Source organism: Streptomyces sp. NPDC001068 (genome assembly GCF_042897315.1).
Classification (GTDB): Bacteria; Actinomycetota; Actinomycetes; order Streptomycetales; family Streptomycetaceae; genus Streptomyces.
Genome location: NZ_JBIAYD010000015.1, coordinates 48,623 through 65,228, shown reverse-complemented (window position 1 = coordinate 65,228; position 16,606 = coordinate 48,623). Strand labels below are relative to the sequence as shown.

Sequence of the window (16,606 nt, the reverse complement as noted above, 5' to 3'; positions counted from 1 at the left end):
GGCCACTCGTCCCGCGCGACCGCCGGCATCTCTGCCGTTCGGCAGCCGACACGCAGGACACGGAAACGGCGACTAGCCTCGTTTGGCCCCGGTCGGCTGCGCCAGTGCTGCCGTCTGCCCGGTGCAGCACGTCCTGGCTGGGGAGTTCGCGACCTATCCGGTCAAGTGAGTCCAGGGTATGGGCGGTTGAACGGGTGATCTGAGGCATCCGTACCCGCACTCGCAGGCCGTTGGAAAACCGCGGAATTCGGTGCCGGGTTCGGTGTGGCCATCGGCACGGAACTGGTTCGTCATGTGAACCCGCCAGGGAGGCCGATCAGCCCAGCGACCGGTGGCGCCCCGTCGGGCCACCCACCTGCGCTCTGATCCGTTACCGCATGTTCGCGCTTCTCACGTGCAGTATCCGAGCTTCCCGTCCGGCAGTCCATTCCTGGCATCGCTAAGCGCTGGATCGCGTCGCTGTGCTTGCAGCCCTACGTTTGAGTAGGAGGTTCCTTTGAAGCGAGGGGCTCATGGAAATCAAGAACTCAGTAGCAATCGTCACCGGAGCGAACCGCGGGCTGGGCCGGATTTTCTCCCAGCAGCTGCTGGAGCGTGGAGCCGCGAAGGTGTACGCGGGGGCGCGCAATCCCTCATCGGTTGATCTTCCCGGAGTCGTCCCGATTGGGGTGGACGTCACCGATCCGGATTCCGTAAGGCAGGCTGCCGAGGAGGCGTCGGACGTCACCTTGCTGGTCAACAACGCCGGTGTCAGTACGCACACGGAGTTGGTGACCGGCGATATGGCGAACATCCGGCTGGAGATGGAGACGGCGTTCTTCGGCGCACTCTCCATGATCCGTGCTTTCGCCCCGGGAATGACGGCCAACGGCGGCGGCTCCGTGCTCAACGTGCTTTCGGTGCTGAGCTGGGTGCACTACCCGAAGTACGGTGCCTACTGTGCGTCCAAGGCCGCCGCGTGGGCCATGACCAATGTGGTGCGACAGGAACTCGCGCCCGCCGGCATCGACGTCACCGCGTTGCACGTGGGCTACATGGACACCGACATGGCCGACTACGTTCCCGACTCGGACAAGGTCGACCCCCATGAGGTTGCCCGGCTCGCCCTGGACGGGGTCGAGGAACGCGCCCTCGAAGTCCTGGCAGACGACAATTCCCGCAGGACGCGCGCCGCCCTCAGCGGTGACCTCACCCAGGTCTATCCCGGCCTACCCGCCCCCCGTTGACCTTCAAGGACGCGGAAGCCGTCCACGCCGACGCCCTGATTCGCTGCTCGAGGCAAGGCTACGACTCCAACCCCAACCGAGGAGTTACCCAAGCCCCCGAGCTCGCAGATCATCTCCCGCACACGCGCCCCGAGCATCAAGGGCCCGGCCAAGGTCCGCTACCCAGTTGAGCAGACCTTCGCCCTGCTCAACAGTTCAAATCCCTCGCCGTACGATGGCAACACCGAGCCGAACTCCACCACGCCTTCGTCTCCTGCTACACCTCACGCCACTCACCAAGAGGGCCGGCCACCCGCCTCTGCGTGAAGTCGCGCACCAGGTGCCACGCCCGATCGGGATCCAGGACAAAGTCGCCCGTGAACGCGGCGAGGTCGTCCATGATCGGGACTCCGACCTCGGCACCCGAGGGTACGGTGCCGTCCCCCGCGAGCAGAGACATCCGCTCGGTGTCACTCAGCAGGTGGACTACCGCGTGATCTTTTCGGAAGGCCAAGGTCAGCACCGGGAACTCCCTCTTCGACGAACGGACTTCCATGTAGCCCTGGCCCAGGGAACGCAGGTCGTTGAAGCGATCCGACAGATCCTTCACCTCCGTGCGTCTCTCAACCGGATCGAACAGTCCCGATTCCGGCGACGTCGCCACCCACACCACGCTCATCCGGTCCCGCTTCCCCATACAGCCAATCACCCACGATCCACGGCCACGCTCCCACGCCTCACCGCGACACGACTACTGGGGCTAAGGGCTGTCCCGTAACTGCCATCGACAGTCCGCGTGACGGTCTACGGACGGACGCACCGCGCCAACTCGCCGTACTTCATGCCGCTGGAGTAGAGAACCCCCTGGTGATTGCGACCCATGAACTTGATGCCTCGGGCACGCCGCTCCACATGGGTCAACCGGAGGACCTGGGTGCCCGACTCGATCAAGAACTCCAGGAGGTCGCCGGGCTGGAGGTCCTCGGCGAGGACATCGATTGTCATGGCGGGGATGGTACGGCGAAGGATGACTCGGAGGTGCCTGAGCAGACCGGCCACAATGGGATGATCTTGTTGTGGCTGGCGTGATCACGGCGTCGGAGTCGTCCTGGATAGCCCCATTCAGTGGACTGAGTCCGAGGCAGTTTGGGAAGCTGGTGACCGTTCTGCGGCGCCAGGGTGCGGACGCCGTCCGAAAGGGCCGGCCATGGAGTCTCTAGCTGGAGGACCGGGCCCTGCTGGTCTCGGCCTACTGGCGCACGAACCTGACCATGCGCCAACTCGCCCCGCTATTTGGGGTGTCCAAGTCGGCAGCAGACCGCATCATCGACCACCTCGGGCCGATGCTCGCACTTCAGCCCCGCAAGCGGTTCGCCATCGGTGCTCCCTCCTTGAGGCCGCAAGTTCCTGTGCCGAGCTCAAAGAGCCTGCCGGCGGACAGGCCACGGCTGCCTACCGGGGGCCTTGTCATTCCCCTATGCGATCAGGAGGAGCCAACCGCTCTGTCTGATCACGTGTTCGGGCCCGGGCAAATCCCGCAGGCTCACGGCCTCACCTTCAACGTCACCGTCACCGTCACCGAGACCGGCACCGACTACTGCCGCCCGCCGGCATGCGAGCGCCGGCAGAAGTGTCCGGTCAACTCACACCAAGGCCATCGGCTGCTTCACCAGCCCTCATGAGGATTCGGCCGACCGCCCATCAGGTCGAGTCGCGGCCTGCAACTCGTCGGGGGTCGGAGGTCCTGGGTCACGGACGGGACAGCCGACATCAGACGGCCAGGCGGGACGGAAGCGTTCGACCCATTCTGCGAAGTCGCGACGCAGGTAACGGGTATCGGCCGGCTTCAGACGGATCTGCCGGCGGCTGTCGGCCCACCAGATCTCGAACTCAGCGACGGTGCCCTCCGTCGGCCAGTCCTCACTCTGATCCGGAAGCAACGCAACATCGACGAAGCCTCCGACGGCCAGGCCGATATCCACGAAAATCCCGATCTCACCGGGCCGAGGAACGTTCACGACGGTGCCCTCGAAGACCTGCCCGAAGCGCAAGTCCCCGCGAATCCGCACCCAATCGGCATCCTCCACCACGAACGCATCATCGCACCTTCGCCCGGATCGCGAGGGACCGGACTTGGCCGGCAGAGTCCCGTGACGGAATACGGGATCGGTTCTGTCGCAGGTCCTGTCAACGATCGAGCGGCCCTATACGCTCCCGGGCATGAGGCTGCGGAGCACCCGCCCGGTGGAGTTCGGTTCGGCGCATGTGATCGTGACGGGCGGGTCAAGCGGCATCGGCCTGGGCACGGCCCGGCTGTTGGCGGGGCGCGGGGCGAAAGTGTCTCTGATCGCGCGGGGGCGGGAGCGGCTGGCGGACGCCGGGAAGGAGCTGTCGGCTGCCGTGCGGGTGGCCGACGTGTCCGACCAGGAGGCCGTCACGCGCGCCATCGGCGAACTGGAGAGCGAGCAGGGGCTCCCCTGCGACATCCTGATCACCTCGGCAGGGCTCGCCCGCCCCGGGCACTTCCTGGAACTGCCGGACGAAGTCTTCCGGCAGATGATGGAGGTCGACTACTTCGGCACGTTGTACGCGATCCGAGCCGTGGCTCCCGGCATGGTGGAACGCGGACACGGCAGCGTGGTGGCGGTCTCGTCCGCCGCAGGGCTGCTCGGGATTTACGGCTACAGCGCTTACGGACCGGCCAAGTTCGCCGTACGCGGGCTGATGGAGTCGATACGGGCCGAACTCACTCCGCACGACATTCACGTCGGTGTCGTATTTCCCCCGGACGTCGACACGCCGCAACTCCACGACGAGAACCGTTGGAAGCCGGAGGAGACCCGCGTGGTCGGCGGCACGCTCAAGCCGCTCACGGCCGAACGGGTCGCGGCGGCCATCGTGGACGGTATCGAGCGCCGGCGCTTCGTCACCTGCCCGGACGCGGGCACCCGGGCCCTGGCCCGCTTCGGCAGTGTGCTCTCGCCGTTGCTCAATCGCGAGTTCGACCGGAGGATCAGAGCGGTTCGCAGGTCACGCCTGGCGGGGACTCCGCGATCCGCCGACGGGTGATCGCGTAATCCCGCTCCCGGCACCTGTTTCCGAGCGCCCGGCACTCCGGACCCGGCGGGCTCACTGCTCCGTCCCTCCTCGCGGACCACACCACGACGACGTAGCCCCTCGACAGCGACTGCTCCTCCACGACCGGGCCCGCGATCGCCGAGGAACGGTGTCCTGAGTCCCGGACCGCGGCCGCGTCAGCCGCGCAGCCGTTCCGCGATCTGCGCAAGGTGCCTGCCCTGGTAGTCGGCCGCGGTCAGTGTCGCCTGGTCAGGGCCCTCCCCGCCGCCGCTCGGCCAACTGGTGCCGTAGGGGTTTCCGCCCGCCGCGTAGAGGAGCGGGTCCGTGTAGCCGGGCGGGACGATGATGCAGCCCCAGTGGTAGAAGACGTTGTTGAGGGACAGCAGCGTCGACTCCTGCCCGCCGTGCCGGTTCATCGCCGAGGTGAAACTGGTGGCCGGCTTGTTGTTGAACACCCCGGCCTGCCACAGACGACCGGTCCGGTCGATGAACTCCTTCAGCTGCGCCGCCACGTTCCCGAAGCGGGTCGGCGTTCCGAACGCGTACGCCGTCGCCCACTCGACATCCTCCAAGGTCGCCTCCTGTACGGCGTCCTTGGTGGCGTCGACGTGCGCGCGCCATGCCGGATTGGAGTCGATGGCCGTGTCGGGCGCGAGTTCACGCACGCGCCGCAGTCGTACTTCGGCTCCAGTTGCCGCGGCGCCGTCAGCCACCGCCCGGGCGAGTTGGTGGACGTTTCCCGTGGCGCTGTAATAGATCACCGCAACACGAACGCTCACTGTGGACTCCCGTCTCGGATGGACCACAAGTACGTTACGAGAACTTTGCAACTTCTGCCCGTTTTTGGCCGTGCCGGTCGCGCGCGTCGCGGCCACTCACGGACGCCGCCCGCCGCCCAGCCGACGGGGCGCGCAGGCAAGCGCATTTCGGGACCGCTGTGAGCGACGGGCTGTGCGCGATGGCGCCTTCGCCGGGAACCCTGGGGTAGCGGAGCTGTTCGGGGGGGCAGGCCTCTGCCAGGTTGCTGACCTGCGACGCCGACCGGATGAAGAGGTGCCGTCAGCGAATCCCGGGGCCTTCGGCGGGCAGGGGCGCGGAGTCGGTCCGCTTGTGACCTGTCCGGACAAGTTCGGGACCTGCGGCTTTACCTCCCGGTGAAGATCCCGTCGCGTACTGGTCATCCAGTCTTGGTCAACATCCTCCAAAAAGACCTTATGTTCAAGGTCAAGCAATGGGCAAGAACAGTAACGGAGGACGTTGTGTCCCTGGATGCTCGTAGGGCTCGGCGGTTCGCCGCCCCCGCAACCGCCGCGGTCGCCGCCGCGGTCGTGACGATGGTGGTCAACCCGACGACGGGCGCGTCGGCCTCGGCTCCGCACGCCTCGGCCAAGACGCCGACCGCCAAGAACGTCATCTTCATCAACGGCGACGGCATGGGCGCCGCCACCCGCCAGGCCGCCCGTCTGCACCTGGCCGGCATGAACGGCCAGCTCGCGATGGACAAGCTCCCCGCCTCGGGTCAGCTGACCACCGAGCCGGACGACCCGAAGGCCGTCGTCACCGACTCGGCCGCCGCGGCGACCGCGTGGGCCACGGGCGAGAAGACCTACAACGGCGCGATCAGCGTCGACGTCGACGGCAACCCGCTGGCCACCCTCGGCCAGCAGGCCAAGGCGGCCGGCAAGGCCACCGGCCTGGTCACCACCGCGCAGGTCACCGACGCCTCGCCGGCGGCGTTCTTCTCCAACACCGCCAACCGGTCGGCGCAGGACGAGATCGCCCGCCAGTACATCGAGGTCAGCAAGCCGGACGTCATCCTGGGCGGTGGCGAGGACTGGTGGCTGCCCGCGGGCAGCGCCGGCGCGTTCAAGGACCAGCCCGCCGAGGACCCGTCCGAGGCGAGCAAGGGCACCAAGGGCAACCTCATCGCCAAGGCCAAGAAGGCCGGCTACTCCTATGTCTCCAGCGCGGACCAGCTCGGCCGCGCCAAGAGCGGCAAGCTCCTCGGTCTCTTCGCCAACGAGGAGATGTTCCAGCAGCGCCCCGAGGGCCAGGGTGACGTATACAGCCCGGCGGTCGGCCTCTCCACCATGACCAGCAAGGCGCTGAGCACGCTGGACAAGAACAAAAAGGGCTTCTTCCTCATGGTGGAGGAAGAGGGCGTCGACGAGTTCGCCCACTCGAACAACGGCACCCGTGTCCTGCAGTCCATGCAGGAACTCGAGAAGGCCGTGGCCGTGGCCCGCGCCTACGTCGCCACCCACCCCGACACCCTGCTGGTCGTCACGGGCGACCACGAGACCGGCGGCCTGGCCGTCGAGGACTCGGACGCCACCGACGAGTCCGGCACCGGTATCTCCGCCGAGGACGGCCCGTTCAGCATCCGCGGCAGCGAGAAGAGCTTCTACATCGACTGGACCACGTCCGGCCACACCGGTGTCGACGTTCCGGTGACGGCGGCGGGCCCCCTGTCCGACCGCTTCACCGGCAAGCACGCCAACACCTACGTGTACGACGTGCTGCGCCAGGCCCTCACGCGCCACTGAACCAAGCACTGACGACGGAGCCCCGGGCCATCAGGCCCGGGGCTCCGCTGTCCTCACTTCCCGCGAGGGCGTCATCCTGAGTCCCTTGGACACCGGCCGCCAGGACTGGCCGCGTTCACCGCACTTCAACAAGGGCAATCACCGCAGCGCGGACCGTCCGGGAACCATGCGATGCGCTGTTCCGACCGGGGCCGACGCCGGCCGGGTACGGGCGACCGGTATCGCCGGTGCCGGCTGACAGGAGCCCATGCGCGTCCTTCCGACCGCGTCAACGGACAGGGAGTCGGCCTGCTGCGGACGGCCGGGGACGGCCTATCCGCTCTGCCGCACGGTTCGGGCATGCTGCAGCTTGCGGGTGAAGCGGTGCATGTGCGGGTCGAGGAACTCCTCCGGCTCCTCAAGGACCTGCTCGTCCGTCAACCATCGGATCGCATCGAACTCGCCCCGGTCCCAGGAGGTGACGGTGTCCACGCCGGCGTCGAGGACGTACCAGAGCGAGACGTCGGTGTGCACACCTGGCCCCCGTGTCCGGGTGACGGTCAGGAAGAACGGGAGTTCGCCGGTGACCGGCGATGCCACGGCCTCGATGCCCAGTTCCTCCTGGCATTCGCGGACCACCGCGGCCCACGGATCCTCCCCCGGCTCGACATGGCCGCCGGCGGGCAGCCACAGCCCCGCCCGGCGATGCGCTACGAGCAGTTGCCGGCCACGCGTCTCGTCGAGGACGACGAAGTAGCACACCAGATGCATCACAGGAACATCCGGCTTGCGCACCCGGTAGACCGGAGCCCCGCCCGCGATCCACTGCACCGCGGTCTCACACTGCCTGCGTTCCAGATCGTCCCAGGGCTCGATGCCACTGACCAACTCCACGAGCCGAGCGCGCTGTCCGTCGTCATCGTGGTGGAGCGGGATATCAGTTGAGGTCATCCGCGCATCCTGGCAGGAGCCACGGTCAGGGACCGTCGTTCCTTCCGGTGTCCACCTGCTCCAGCGACGGTTCGCGGCCTGCCCAAGTGGCCGGCCACAGCCGACATCCACGTCCCAACCTGCCCGCGTGCGCCAGGCGAGTCGGTCCACTGTCTCTCCGTGACGCACATGCCGAGACGCTCCTGACCGGATGTCACCGCCCCCGGGATCGGCCCGAAGTGCATGCTGACCGTGGCCACCTGGTACTCGCCCTAGGTCGAGAGTCGGAAGTGCTCTAGGTTGGCTGAGGTGAGTGCGCTTGCGCGGAGTTATCGATATGTCGGGCCGGCTGAGCTGAAGGCTGCGATCCGGCCTGGTGGCGGCGGGCAGCGTATCGGCTCCGCAGCCGACTTCGGTGGCTGGGTCGTGGAGCAACCGGCGGCGGAGCTGGCCGAACCGTTCACATTCGTGGTCGGTATGGATGGTGCGCTTCGGCTGGCGCCGCGGCGAAGTGAGCACGTGGCCTGTGCCGGCGGAGCCATGGTTCTGAGTGCCGGCGAGATCAGCTTCCTGCGCGAGGCAGACCGGTGGACCGTGAGCGAGGTCAGCAACCAGTCCACCGGGTACTGCCCGGACGTCAGCTCCTGGGCGGAGGTCGCCCGTGCTTTGGACGCTGTAGAGCTCCGGCGGCCTTCCGGCTTCACCCACGAGGTGGTGTTCCGACGGTGCCCCGACTGCCAGGAGCACAACATTGTGCGCGAGGACGACTTCGTCTGTGTCTTCTGCGGCAGCGATCTGCCCGCCGCCTGGAACGTGGATCCCACCGCGTGACGGCCAGGAGTCACAGCCGCTCGTTGATGGCAGCGACCAGGACGGTCGTCTCGTAGCGGACCGCGAGCTAGTCGTAGCGTGTGGCAACAGCGCGGTGTCTCTTGAGGCGGTTGATCCCGCACTCGACCGCATGGCGCCTGCGGTAGTCGGCCGGATCCAAGCCCGGCGGCCGGCCGCCGCGGGAGCCGAGCTTCTGGCGGTTGCGTGCCTGATCGGCCCTGTCCGGGATGGTGCCGCGGATCCTGCTTGCCCAGGTGGGTGCTGTACTTCCGGGGGGCATGACCCTTGTCCGCCCGCACGCGATCGGGGCGGACACGTGGCCGGCCCGGCCCAAGTCGGGGCACTCGCACGTACGCCAACACGGGTTCGAACTGCGGCGAGTCTCCGCGATGTACTGCGGTCACCACGATCGACGTGGGCTGCTGACCTTGCTCGACAGCCAGGTGCAGCTTGGTGGTGAACGCGCCGCGCGACCTTCCCAGCCCGTGATCACGGGACTTGGTGAACACGTCACCTGGAGACTCCTTCTACTGGTCGCCCTGCTCGCGGGCTCCGGCCGCAAGCAGGTGAGCTCGGCAGACCGTGAAGTCGACGCTCAGGTCCCATGTGATCGCACCCTTCGCATCGCCCAGAAACTGGAGCCTGGTGAAGTCCCGTCCGCACGGGCCCCATCAGGCCACCCCGTACCCGTAGCGGATGGTCGGCCTGCCCCTCTCACCTGCGAGAGCGTCCCCTTCTTTGCCAATCCTTGGTAAGATCCGGCCACTTGTGCGAGGGTACGGACCCTCGTAGGGGAGGGAATTTCACGTGGGCAGACACGCCCTGAGACGGGGCGGGCTGGCCGCCGCCGTCTCCTCGCTCGCGCTCGCCGTAGCGGCCGCGTCCGTCGTCGTCCTGTCGGAAGGGGGCGACTCCGCGGAAGCGGCCGGGTCCGGGTCCGGCACCACCGCGATCACGCTGGTCGACCCCAGCTCCAGCACACCACGCGCCGACCGTCCCTTCGTCGCGGGTGACACCGGCTTCCTGCACCGGCAGACCGGCAGGACCGGGCTGTTGTGGACCGACTACGCGACGGGCAGGACCGTGACCGTCGAGAACGCCGGCGGCGTCTACGTCCCGGGTACCGGCTGCACGTCCATCGGCTCCGAGTGCCGTCATGCCTGGTACGGCTCGGACAGCGACCTGGTCGCTCTGCCGACCACGGCCAACGACGCGTACGCCACTCTGTGGGATCCGGCGACGGCCACCTCGAAGAAGGTGAGCTGGAACAGCTCCGGCCAGTACGGGCCGGGCTACTACCGGGCCCTCGCGGGCGACACGATCGTCACCTCCGAGGCTCTGCTCGACAAGGTCGACGGCGAGTGGCGCACCCGCCGGTTCACCGGTGATGTGGCGATCATGGGGAGTGGCGACGTCCGGGCGGCGGACTCCGACGGTGTGCTCTGGTCCGGCGGCACCAGCAGGATCAGCTACATCGACATCGGCTCGGCGGTCAACACCCTGGTGTTCGACGACGCCCTCTTCGCCTCGCACTACGTGATGAGCGAGGACCGTATCGGCTGGTACGACGACGCCTCGGGCAAGCTGCACCTGAAGTCCCGCAGCGACCTCACCGCCGCCGAGCAGGTCGTCACGCTGCCCACCGACCTGGGCCCGCTCGACGGCGACCCGGCCCTGGTCGGTGACCACCTGCTGTTGCCGCTGTCCGCAGGTTCGCTCGGGTCCCGGCTGCTCGCGGTCGACATCGGCGATCCCTCGCGGCAGCAGACCCTGCTGGAGAACACCGGCGAGTACACGCTGGCGGCGGGTGACGGCAGCGCGCTGGTCACCGGCGGCGCCGACGCCACCGACTGGTGGGTGCGCCGGGTGAGCCAGGCCGATGACCGCACGCTGAAGCAGGCGAAGGTCCAGCAGGTCCCCGCGGTGGAGAACGCAAAGACGGGCATCGCGCTCAGCCGCGGCCGCCTTCGGGTCGCCGCGGACGACCCGAAGGGCATCGCGGACACCACGTCCGTGCGCACTCTCACCACCGACGGTTCCGCGACGCTGACGGCGTCCGGGGCCACGGCGAGCCGTTCGGTATACGCCGCCCTCTGCCCGTACGAGGGCACCACCTGTTCGGCGCTGTGGGGGAACCTCGACGCCCGGGACGTCTACCTGGACGCGACCGGCGGCACCGACGAGGGCGAGGGTATCGGCGACGACCGGCTGGTGGAGATCGGCGGCAACGACCTGGACTTCGGCGGCCGGGGCGGCCGTATCGTCGACGTCTCCGACCGCTACGCCGTCTTCGACTCCGGCGGCGCCTCCCCGGCACAGTACGTCGGCGAGTTCGGCCAGGGTCAGAAGCTGAAGCGGTCGGTGCGCGCCGCCGCCCTCAACGGGTCCACCCTGTGGAGCGCCTCCACCGCCGGAAAGCTGACCTCGTACGGCATCCAGCAGGAGAAGACGCTCAGCACGGTGACCGTGCCGGGACTGGCCTGCGTGCCGAGCGAACTGCAGGCGGCGGGACGCTGGGTGTACTGGGCCTGCGGGACGGACTCGGCCGGCGTGTACGACACCAAGGCCGGCACGTCGAAGGCGGTCACCCCCGGTGACGTGCTCCTCGGCGACGGCTTCACCGTCCGCCACGACCATCGCGCGGGCACGCTGGTCCTCACCGAGGCGGCCACCGGGACCAGTCGCACGATCGCCTCCGACCTGGCCGACAAGGGCCTGACCGTGGACCGCCGTTACCGCTGGACGGTCGACGAGTACACCGGCCTGGTCGCCTGGTTCGACGACTACGAGCGCACCCACGTCACGACCACGGGCATCGCCCCGTCGGCCGTGACGGCCTTCGAGACGGAGGTCGGCGACCACGTGGAACCGGGGTCGTCGCTCCAGGGCGCCTGGGTGCTGTCCCGCCCGGTCACCTCCTGGTCGCTCACCCTCACCTCGGTCCAGAGCGGCGCGAACGGCAGGGCCACTCGCACCCTCACCGGCGGCGCGACCCCGGACCGGGTGACGGCGACCTGGAACGGGACGACGGCGAGCGGGGGTTACTTCCCCAACGGCCACTTCACCTGGGCCCTCAAGGCGACCGGCCTCGGCACCGCCACGGCGAACACGGTGAGCAGCGGCGAGGGCTTCCTGCGGCGCGGTGCAGCGGTGCGCCGTGACTTCGTCAGCCCCGACGGCCCGGACGGCCGCGGTGACCTGCTCACCCTCAACTCCTCGGGCGGGCTGAGCTTCCACAGCGGCACGGGAACGGGCAGGCTGGGCGACAAATACACGGGCACCGGCTGGCCCACGACCATCATGGCGATCCCGTTCGGCGACCTCAGCGGCGACCGCTGCAACGACGTCCTCGTCCGCTACAGCAGCGGCGCGCTCCGGCTGTACAAGCCGGGCCGCGGGGCCGCGGTCAAGCCCTCGACGTCGTACACGACCCTCGGGACCAGCGGCTGGACGCAGTACAACGTGCTCACCTCGCCGGGCGACGTGAGCGGTGACGGACGTCCGGACCTGATCGCGAGGAACTCGTCCACCGGAACGGTCTACCTCTACAAGGGGACGAGCACCGGCAAGCTCGCCGCCCGCGTCAAGCTCTACGACAACTGGAAGGGCTACAAGAAGATCGTAGGCGTCGGCGACATCACCGGCGACGGCAAGGCCGACCTCCTGGCCCAGGACACGTCCAACAACGTGTACCGCTACGACGGCAAGGGCGACGGCACGTTCGCGGCCCGCGTCAAGGTGCTGTCGAACTGGGGCGGCTCCTACAACGCGGTCGTCGGGGTCGGCGACATCACCGACGACGGCAGGCCGGACCTTGTCTCGCGCGACACCGGCGGCAAGTTGTGGCGCAACAACGGCGACGGAAAGGGTTCGTTCGGTCCGCGGGTGCAGATCACAAGCGGCTGGAGTGGCTACAAGGCCCTTTCATAGGAGGCGACTTCGGCCCGCTTCGGCTTTGTTCCTCCGCCGGCCGGGTTCGGCTCACGTTGCCCGCGACGGCCGGCCGCTCCTCGACGGATGACCCCTCGTCGTCAGCCGCTCCCCGGACCTCCGGGGAGCGGCTTCGTACCGCGCTGAGGGAGCCGTTCGGAGTCGGGGGCGGGAGCCGGTTCCAGACCTGGATCACGGTGCGAGTCGGGTGTGGTGTGGCGCCGTCCGGGGGCCTCGCGGTGAGACGTCGAAGCCCGTGCCGGCCGTCGCCGTCCACACCGCCGGCAGCACTCAGGACGAACGGGCTCACCCGGGTGCGGGCCCGGTGCTACGTTGTCCGGAGCCGTGTGCACGTCACGTCGAACAGCCGCATCCACTGGCTGACGGGCTGGTGTCCTGCGTTCCGTGGAGGCGGCAGGGGGAGTCGCGATGCCGTTCACCCAGGTGATCAGCAGCAGTGGGATGGTCACCCTCATGACGCTGCTCGCGCTGCGCCCGCCACGCCCCCGGCGCACCACTCCCTTCACGCTGAGCTTCTTTCTCACCTTCCTGATCAACGAGCAGCCGTTCCTCGCCCTGTATCTGCTGGCAGCCGGTGTGATCCCGCCCTTGTCGGCCGGAGAGACGGGGAGGCTGTCGTGGTGGCTGGGTGCGGGCGTGGCCGCGGGCACCGCGGTCGGTCTGCTGGCGCTCGCGGTACGGACCCGCACCGCCCGGCCCCGGCTGACCACCGCGCTGCGACAGGCACTCGGGCCGGCGGCGGTGACGCGGCGACGGCGGCGCGGCCTGTGGCCGACGGTGCGCCTGCTGGTGCTGCCTCTGATCTCCTACCGGTTCGACGTGCGGCGGGTGGCCAACCTGCGCTACGGCGAGGCCGGCCGCGGCCACCTGCTGGACGTGTACGTCCCCCGGGCGGGGACTGCGAACGCGCCGGTCCTCGTCTACCTGCACGGAGGGGGCTTCCGCATGGGCAGCAAGATGATCGGCGCGCGCCCCCTCCTGTACCGGCTCGCCGGTCAGGGCTGGGTGTGCGTGAGCGCCAACTACCGGCTGAGCGGCCGACTGCGCTACGCCGACCGGCTCGCCGACACACGGCAGGTCATCCGGTGGGTGCACGACAACGGACCCGCCTACGGAGCCGACCTGTCAGCGGTGTTCGTCGCCGGCGGCTCCGCCGGGGCTCACCTGGCGGCCACGGCCGCGCTCACCGCCTCAGCCGTTCCGCGCCCGCCGGACAGCAGAGAGGCCGGCCTTCCGGTGGCCGGAGCAATCGGCTTCTACGGCTACTACGGCCAGGCCGACGCCGGCGCCGACTCCACCCCGCTGGCACACCTGCACGCCGACGCTCCGCCGTTCCTCGTCGTCCACGGCACTCTGGACACGCTGGTCCTGGTCGAGGACGCCCGCCACTTCGCGTCCGAACTCGGTCAGGTCTCCGCCCAGCCGGTGGTGTACGCCGAACTCCCAGGCACCCAGCACAACTTCGACTTCTTCCCCTCGCTACGGTTCAACGCGGTCATCGAAGCGGTGGAGGACTTCGCCGCCTGGGTCCGTACCACGGGAGCCGTCCCACCGTCGCACCGGAACGCAGCACCCTCCCAGCGGGAAATCGATCCCGGCACCTGCCCCTAGAAGCCGAGCCACCCGCCGTCCGGCGCCCAGGCCAGGCCAGTGCAGCCCAGCCCGCAACACCGACCCGAACTCGACCACCTGGGAATCCACCGGCCCCCGATCATCCCGACGTCGAACGAGACCTTCAGCGAGTGGGAACAAGCAGGATCAGTCACTGTGAGGCTCCGACGCCGCTGATCCAGACACGGAAGGGCCTGATCTCCGGATCGGTCCCGGTCTGCTCCGAGAGGCACCGCACGTCGTCCAGGTCGGACCAGGCGATGAAACCCGGCTGGCTGTCGGCCAGAAACCCCTCGATGACGGGGCCGAGGTGGTCGGAAGGCACATAGGCACCACCGAACGGCAACTCATCCGGAGGCACCGAACCGGTCGAGCACCGAAGCTGCCCGGCTTGTTCGTCATGCCACACGTAGAACGTCGCAACCCCGGAAAACCCGAGGTCGCGAACGCGTTCGCGGATGGCGGCAGCGGTCCGCTCGAAGGCCGCCACCACCTCGGCGACGGACAGCGAACCCCTGTCCTCCTCCCCCACACCCAGCGACCAGGTGTTGGTCTCCCACTCCACCCGCCGGTCTGCAGGCTCCAGCACCAGAGGCTCGTCCGCCACCTCGGCGATCCACGTCAACAGCACCACAGCAGTATCCCCGCACAGGTCCGCCCCGATGGCGGGCCGACGCCGACACTCGTCCCGATGCGGCAACGGCGTCTCGGACTCCGCCGCCTGGACGGCCTCGATCCCCTCCGGTCCCAGGGGCCGCAACACCGTCCCCGACGCCGAGAAAGGCGGGCTGTCGGCGGGAGGAACCCTCTGCGATCATCGCAGCAGGCCGCTCCCGGCGTTCCGAGGGGTCATACCGCCCCGGCGGTTCCTCGGCGCTGGACCGGAGCGGCTCCGGCACCGCGACCTGAGGATCCTCAGTGACCTACGACGTCAGCGCCCTGCGCGCTCAGTTCCCTGCCCTCAAGGCAGGCATCGCGCACTTCGACGGCCCCGGCGGCACTCAGACCCCGACACCCGTCATCAAGGCCATCGCAGATGCCCTCGGCAATCCCCTGTCGGTCTGGGGTACGGTCGCTCCCGGCGAGGTCAACGCCGAGCGGATCGTCGCCGACTTCCGGCGCGCGATGGGCGATCTGCTGGGCGCCGATCCGACCGGCATCGTCTTCGGCCGCAGCGCCACCCAGTTGACGTACGACCTCGCACGCACCCTCAGCACGCGGTGGACGGCGGGCGACGAGGTCATCGTCTCCCGGCTCGACCACGACGCCAACATCCGGCCATGGATACAGGCCGCCGAACGGGTCGGCGCGATCGTCCGCTTCGCGGAGTTCGACCAGGCCACAGGTGAGCTGCCGCCCGAGGCCGTGGCCGGACTCCTCACCCGGCGAACCCGCCTGGTCGCCGTGACCGGCGCGTCCAACCTGATCGGCACCCGGCCCGACCTCGCCGCGATCGCCACCCTCGTCCACGACGCCGGCGCGCTGCTTCACGTCGACGCCGTCCACCTCGCCGCGCACGCCACCATCGACGTACGTCGCCTCGGCGCCGACTTCCTGGTCTGCTCCGCGTACAAGTTCTTCGGCCCTCACCACGGCGTTCTGGCGGCCGATCCCGCACTCCTGGACACCCTGCGCCCGGACAAGCTCGCCCCGTCCAGCGACGCCGTCCCCGAGCGCTTCGAACTCGGCACCCTGCCGTACGAAGCGATGGCCGGGACCACCGCGGCCGTGGACTTCATCGCGGACATCGCTCCCGACCGGGACGGCGGCAGGCGGGACCGGCTCGAATCGGCCTACGCGGCGATCGAGAGCCACGAGTCCTCGCTCCGTGAAGTCGCGGAGCTCGGCTTGTACGCACTCGACGGGGTGACCTGCCACTCGCGGGCGGCGAACCGGACCCCCACGCTCCTGCTCACGTTCCAGGACCATGCCGCCGCGGACGCCTACCGCTTCCTCGGCACACTCGGAGTCCACGCGCCGGCAGGGTCCTTCTACGCGCTCGAAGCCTCCCGGCACCTGGGCCTCGGGGACATCGGCGGCCTGCGTGTGGGACTTTCGCCCTACAACGACGCGGAGGATGTGGAACGCCTGGTGGCGGGACTCACGACGTTCCTGAAGACACCACCGGCGCGAGACCGGCTGTGAGCAGGACTCCAACTCCCTCTGCCCGCCGCCGGACGCCAGTTCGGCTATGTTCTCGATCCGTGGAGCCGGGCGACGGGGGGGGAAGGCTATGGCGCAGTTCTTGGGACCGCTGGAGCCGGCAGAGGCCGGGTGGGTGATCGGGGACCCGAATCGCAAGGGTGGCATGTGGGTCCTGCTGACCCCCGAGGGCCTTGAGCACCGACGGCACGGCGAGGCAGCACCCCGGCTCACCGTCGCGTGGTCCCGGTTCATGGAACTGAACGTGCGAGCCGCCTACCGGAAGTGGCAGACGACCCCCGGTCTCCCTGCCCGGCCCGGCGCCGACATGGG

The 16,606-nt window shown here is 69.0% G+C and carries 13 protein-coding genes and 1 pseudogene; 8 read left to right on the top strand and 6 right to left on the bottom strand.

The genetic code is table 11. From position 1 onward, the window contains the following. Nucleotides 1–512 precede the first annotated feature (512 nt). Nucleotides 513–1,226 (top strand): SDR family oxidoreductase, encoded by a 714-nt coding sequence (locus ACFY3I_RS36150; RefSeq protein WP_390865224.1) that lies wholly within the window; start codon nucleotides 513–515, stop codon nucleotides 1,224–1,226. Between the two features lie 256 nt (nucleotides 1,227–1,482). On the opposite strand, the gene ACFY3I_RS36145 is transcribed toward ACFY3I_RS36150, so the two are convergent. Next, entirely contained in the window at nucleotides 1,483–1,884 is a 402-nt protein-coding gene (locus ACFY3I_RS36145) for a hypothetical protein (protein ID WP_390865223.1), read from the bottom strand. Between the two features lie 125 nt (nucleotides 1,885–2,009). After that, nucleotides 2,010–2,210 carry a hypothetical protein gene (locus ACFY3I_RS36140; protein WP_390865222.1) on the bottom strand — a complete coding sequence of 67 codons (201 nt, stop codon included), beginning with the start codon at nucleotides 2,208–2,210 and terminating at the stop codon, nucleotides 2,010–2,012. A gap of 71 nt (nucleotides 2,211–2,281) precedes the next feature. Here ACFY3I_RS36140 and ACFY3I_RS36135 point away from each other — a divergent pair. Continuing rightward, nucleotides 2,282–2,582: pseudogene (locus ACFY3I_RS36135) on the top strand (transposase family protein); the annotation flags it as partial. Nucleotides 2,583–2,881: 299 nt separating this feature from the next. Here the strand turns inward: ACFY3I_RS36135 and ACFY3I_RS36130 are convergent. Then, nucleotides 2,882–3,295 carry a hypothetical protein gene (locus ACFY3I_RS36130; RefSeq protein WP_390865221.1) on the bottom strand — a complete coding sequence of 138 codons (414 nt, stop codon included), beginning with the start codon at nucleotides 3,293–3,295 and terminating at the stop codon, nucleotides 2,882–2,884. Nucleotides 3,296–3,425: 130 nt separating this feature from the next. Here ACFY3I_RS36130 and ACFY3I_RS36125 point away from each other — a divergent pair, with 130 nt between their 5' ends. Beyond that, nucleotides 3,426–4,274, top strand: coding sequence for an SDR family oxidoreductase (locus ACFY3I_RS36125; RefSeq protein ID WP_390865220.1), 849 nt, complete (start codon nucleotides 3,426–3,428; stop codon nucleotides 4,272–4,274). Between the two features lie 185 nt (nucleotides 4,275–4,459). On the opposite strand, the gene wrbA is transcribed toward ACFY3I_RS36125, so the two are convergent. Beyond that, nucleotides 4,460–5,062 carry an NAD(P)H:quinone oxidoreductase gene (gene wrbA / locus ACFY3I_RS36120; protein ID WP_390865219.1) on the bottom strand — a complete coding sequence of 201 codons (603 nt, stop codon included), beginning with the start codon at nucleotides 5,060–5,062 and terminating at the stop codon, nucleotides 4,460–4,462. A gap of 555 nt (nucleotides 5,063–5,617) precedes the next feature. On the opposite strand from wrbA, the gene ACFY3I_RS36115 reads away from it, so the two are divergent. Beyond that, entirely contained in the window at nucleotides 5,618–6,829 is a 1,212-nt protein-coding gene (locus tag ACFY3I_RS36115) for an alkaline phosphatase (RefSeq protein ID WP_390865328.1), read from the top strand. 312 nt (nucleotides 6,830–7,141) lie between these two features. Here the strand turns inward: ACFY3I_RS36115 and ACFY3I_RS36110 are convergent, their stop codons facing one another. Further along, nucleotides 7,142–7,759: an NUDIX hydrolase gene (locus tag ACFY3I_RS36110; RefSeq protein ID WP_390865218.1), complete on the bottom strand. Its 618-nt coding sequence runs from the start codon at nucleotides 7,757–7,759 to the stop codon at nucleotides 7,142–7,144. Between the two features lie 345 nt (nucleotides 7,760–8,104). On the opposite strand from ACFY3I_RS36110, the gene ACFY3I_RS36105 reads away from it, so the two are divergent. From ACFY3I_RS36105 to ACFY3I_RS36095, 3 genes are all read left to right on the top strand, one after another. After that, a complete protein-coding gene (locus tag ACFY3I_RS36105; RefSeq protein WP_390865327.1) occupies nucleotides 8,105–8,569 on the top strand; it encodes a hypothetical protein in 465 nt (154 codons plus the stop codon). An 807-nt stretch (nucleotides 8,570–9,376) separates the two neighbouring features. Continuing rightward, the gene (locus ACFY3I_RS36100) at nucleotides 9,377–12,499 is read left to right on the top strand and encodes an FG-GAP repeat domain-containing protein (protein WP_390865217.1); all 3,123 of its coding nucleotides are present in this window, start codon (nucleotides 9,377–9,379) and stop codon (nucleotides 12,497–12,499) included. 429 nt (nucleotides 12,500–12,928) lie between these two features. Beyond that, nucleotides 12,929–14,131, top strand: coding sequence for an alpha/beta hydrolase (locus ACFY3I_RS36095; RefSeq protein ID WP_390865216.1), 1,203 nt, complete (start codon nucleotides 12,929–12,931; stop codon nucleotides 14,129–14,131). A gap of 151 nt (nucleotides 14,132–14,282) precedes the next feature. Here ACFY3I_RS36095 and ACFY3I_RS36090 read toward each other — a convergent pair whose 3' ends face one another. Further along, entirely contained in the window at nucleotides 14,283–14,765 is a 483-nt protein-coding gene (locus ACFY3I_RS36090) for a hypothetical protein (RefSeq protein ID WP_390865215.1), read from the bottom strand. A gap of 284 nt (nucleotides 14,766–15,049) precedes the next feature. On the opposite strand from ACFY3I_RS36090, the gene ACFY3I_RS36085 reads away from it, so the two are divergent. Next, on the top strand, nucleotides 15,050–16,276 hold the full coding sequence (locus ACFY3I_RS36085; protein ID WP_390865214.1) for a cysteine desulfurase-like protein: 1,227 nt from the start codon (nucleotides 15,050–15,052) through the stop codon (nucleotides 16,274–16,276). Nucleotides 16,277–16,606: the final 330 nt, after the last annotated feature.

Bases quoted from the DNA above. Each gene is read 5' to 3' on its own strand.
- ACFY3I_RS36150 (WP_390865224.1), top strand. From the start codon at position 513: ATGGAAATCAAGAACTCAGTAGCAATCGTCACCGGAGCGAACCGCGGG.
- ACFY3I_RS36145 (WP_390865223.1), bottom strand. From the start codon at position 1,884: ATGAGCGTGGTGTGGGTGGCGACGTCGCCGGAATCGGGACTGTTCGAT.
- ACFY3I_RS36140 (WP_390865222.1), bottom strand. From the start codon at position 2,210: ATGACAATCGATGTCCTCGCCGAGGACCTCCAGCCCGGCGACCTCCTG.
- ACFY3I_RS36125 (WP_390865220.1), top strand. From the start codon at position 3,426: ATGAGGCTGCGGAGCACCCGCCCGGTGGAGTTCGGTTCGGCGCATGTG.
- ACFY3I_RS36115 (WP_390865328.1), top strand. From the start codon at position 5,618: ATGGTGGTCAACCCGACGACGGGCGCGTCGGCCTCGGCTCCGCACGCC.
- ACFY3I_RS36110 (WP_390865218.1), bottom strand. From the start codon at position 7,759: ATGACCTCAACTGATATCCCGCTCCACCACGATGACGACGGACAGCGC.
- ACFY3I_RS36095 (WP_390865216.1), top strand. From the start codon at position 12,929: ATGCCGTTCACCCAGGTGATCAGCAGCAGTGGGATGGTCACCCTCATG.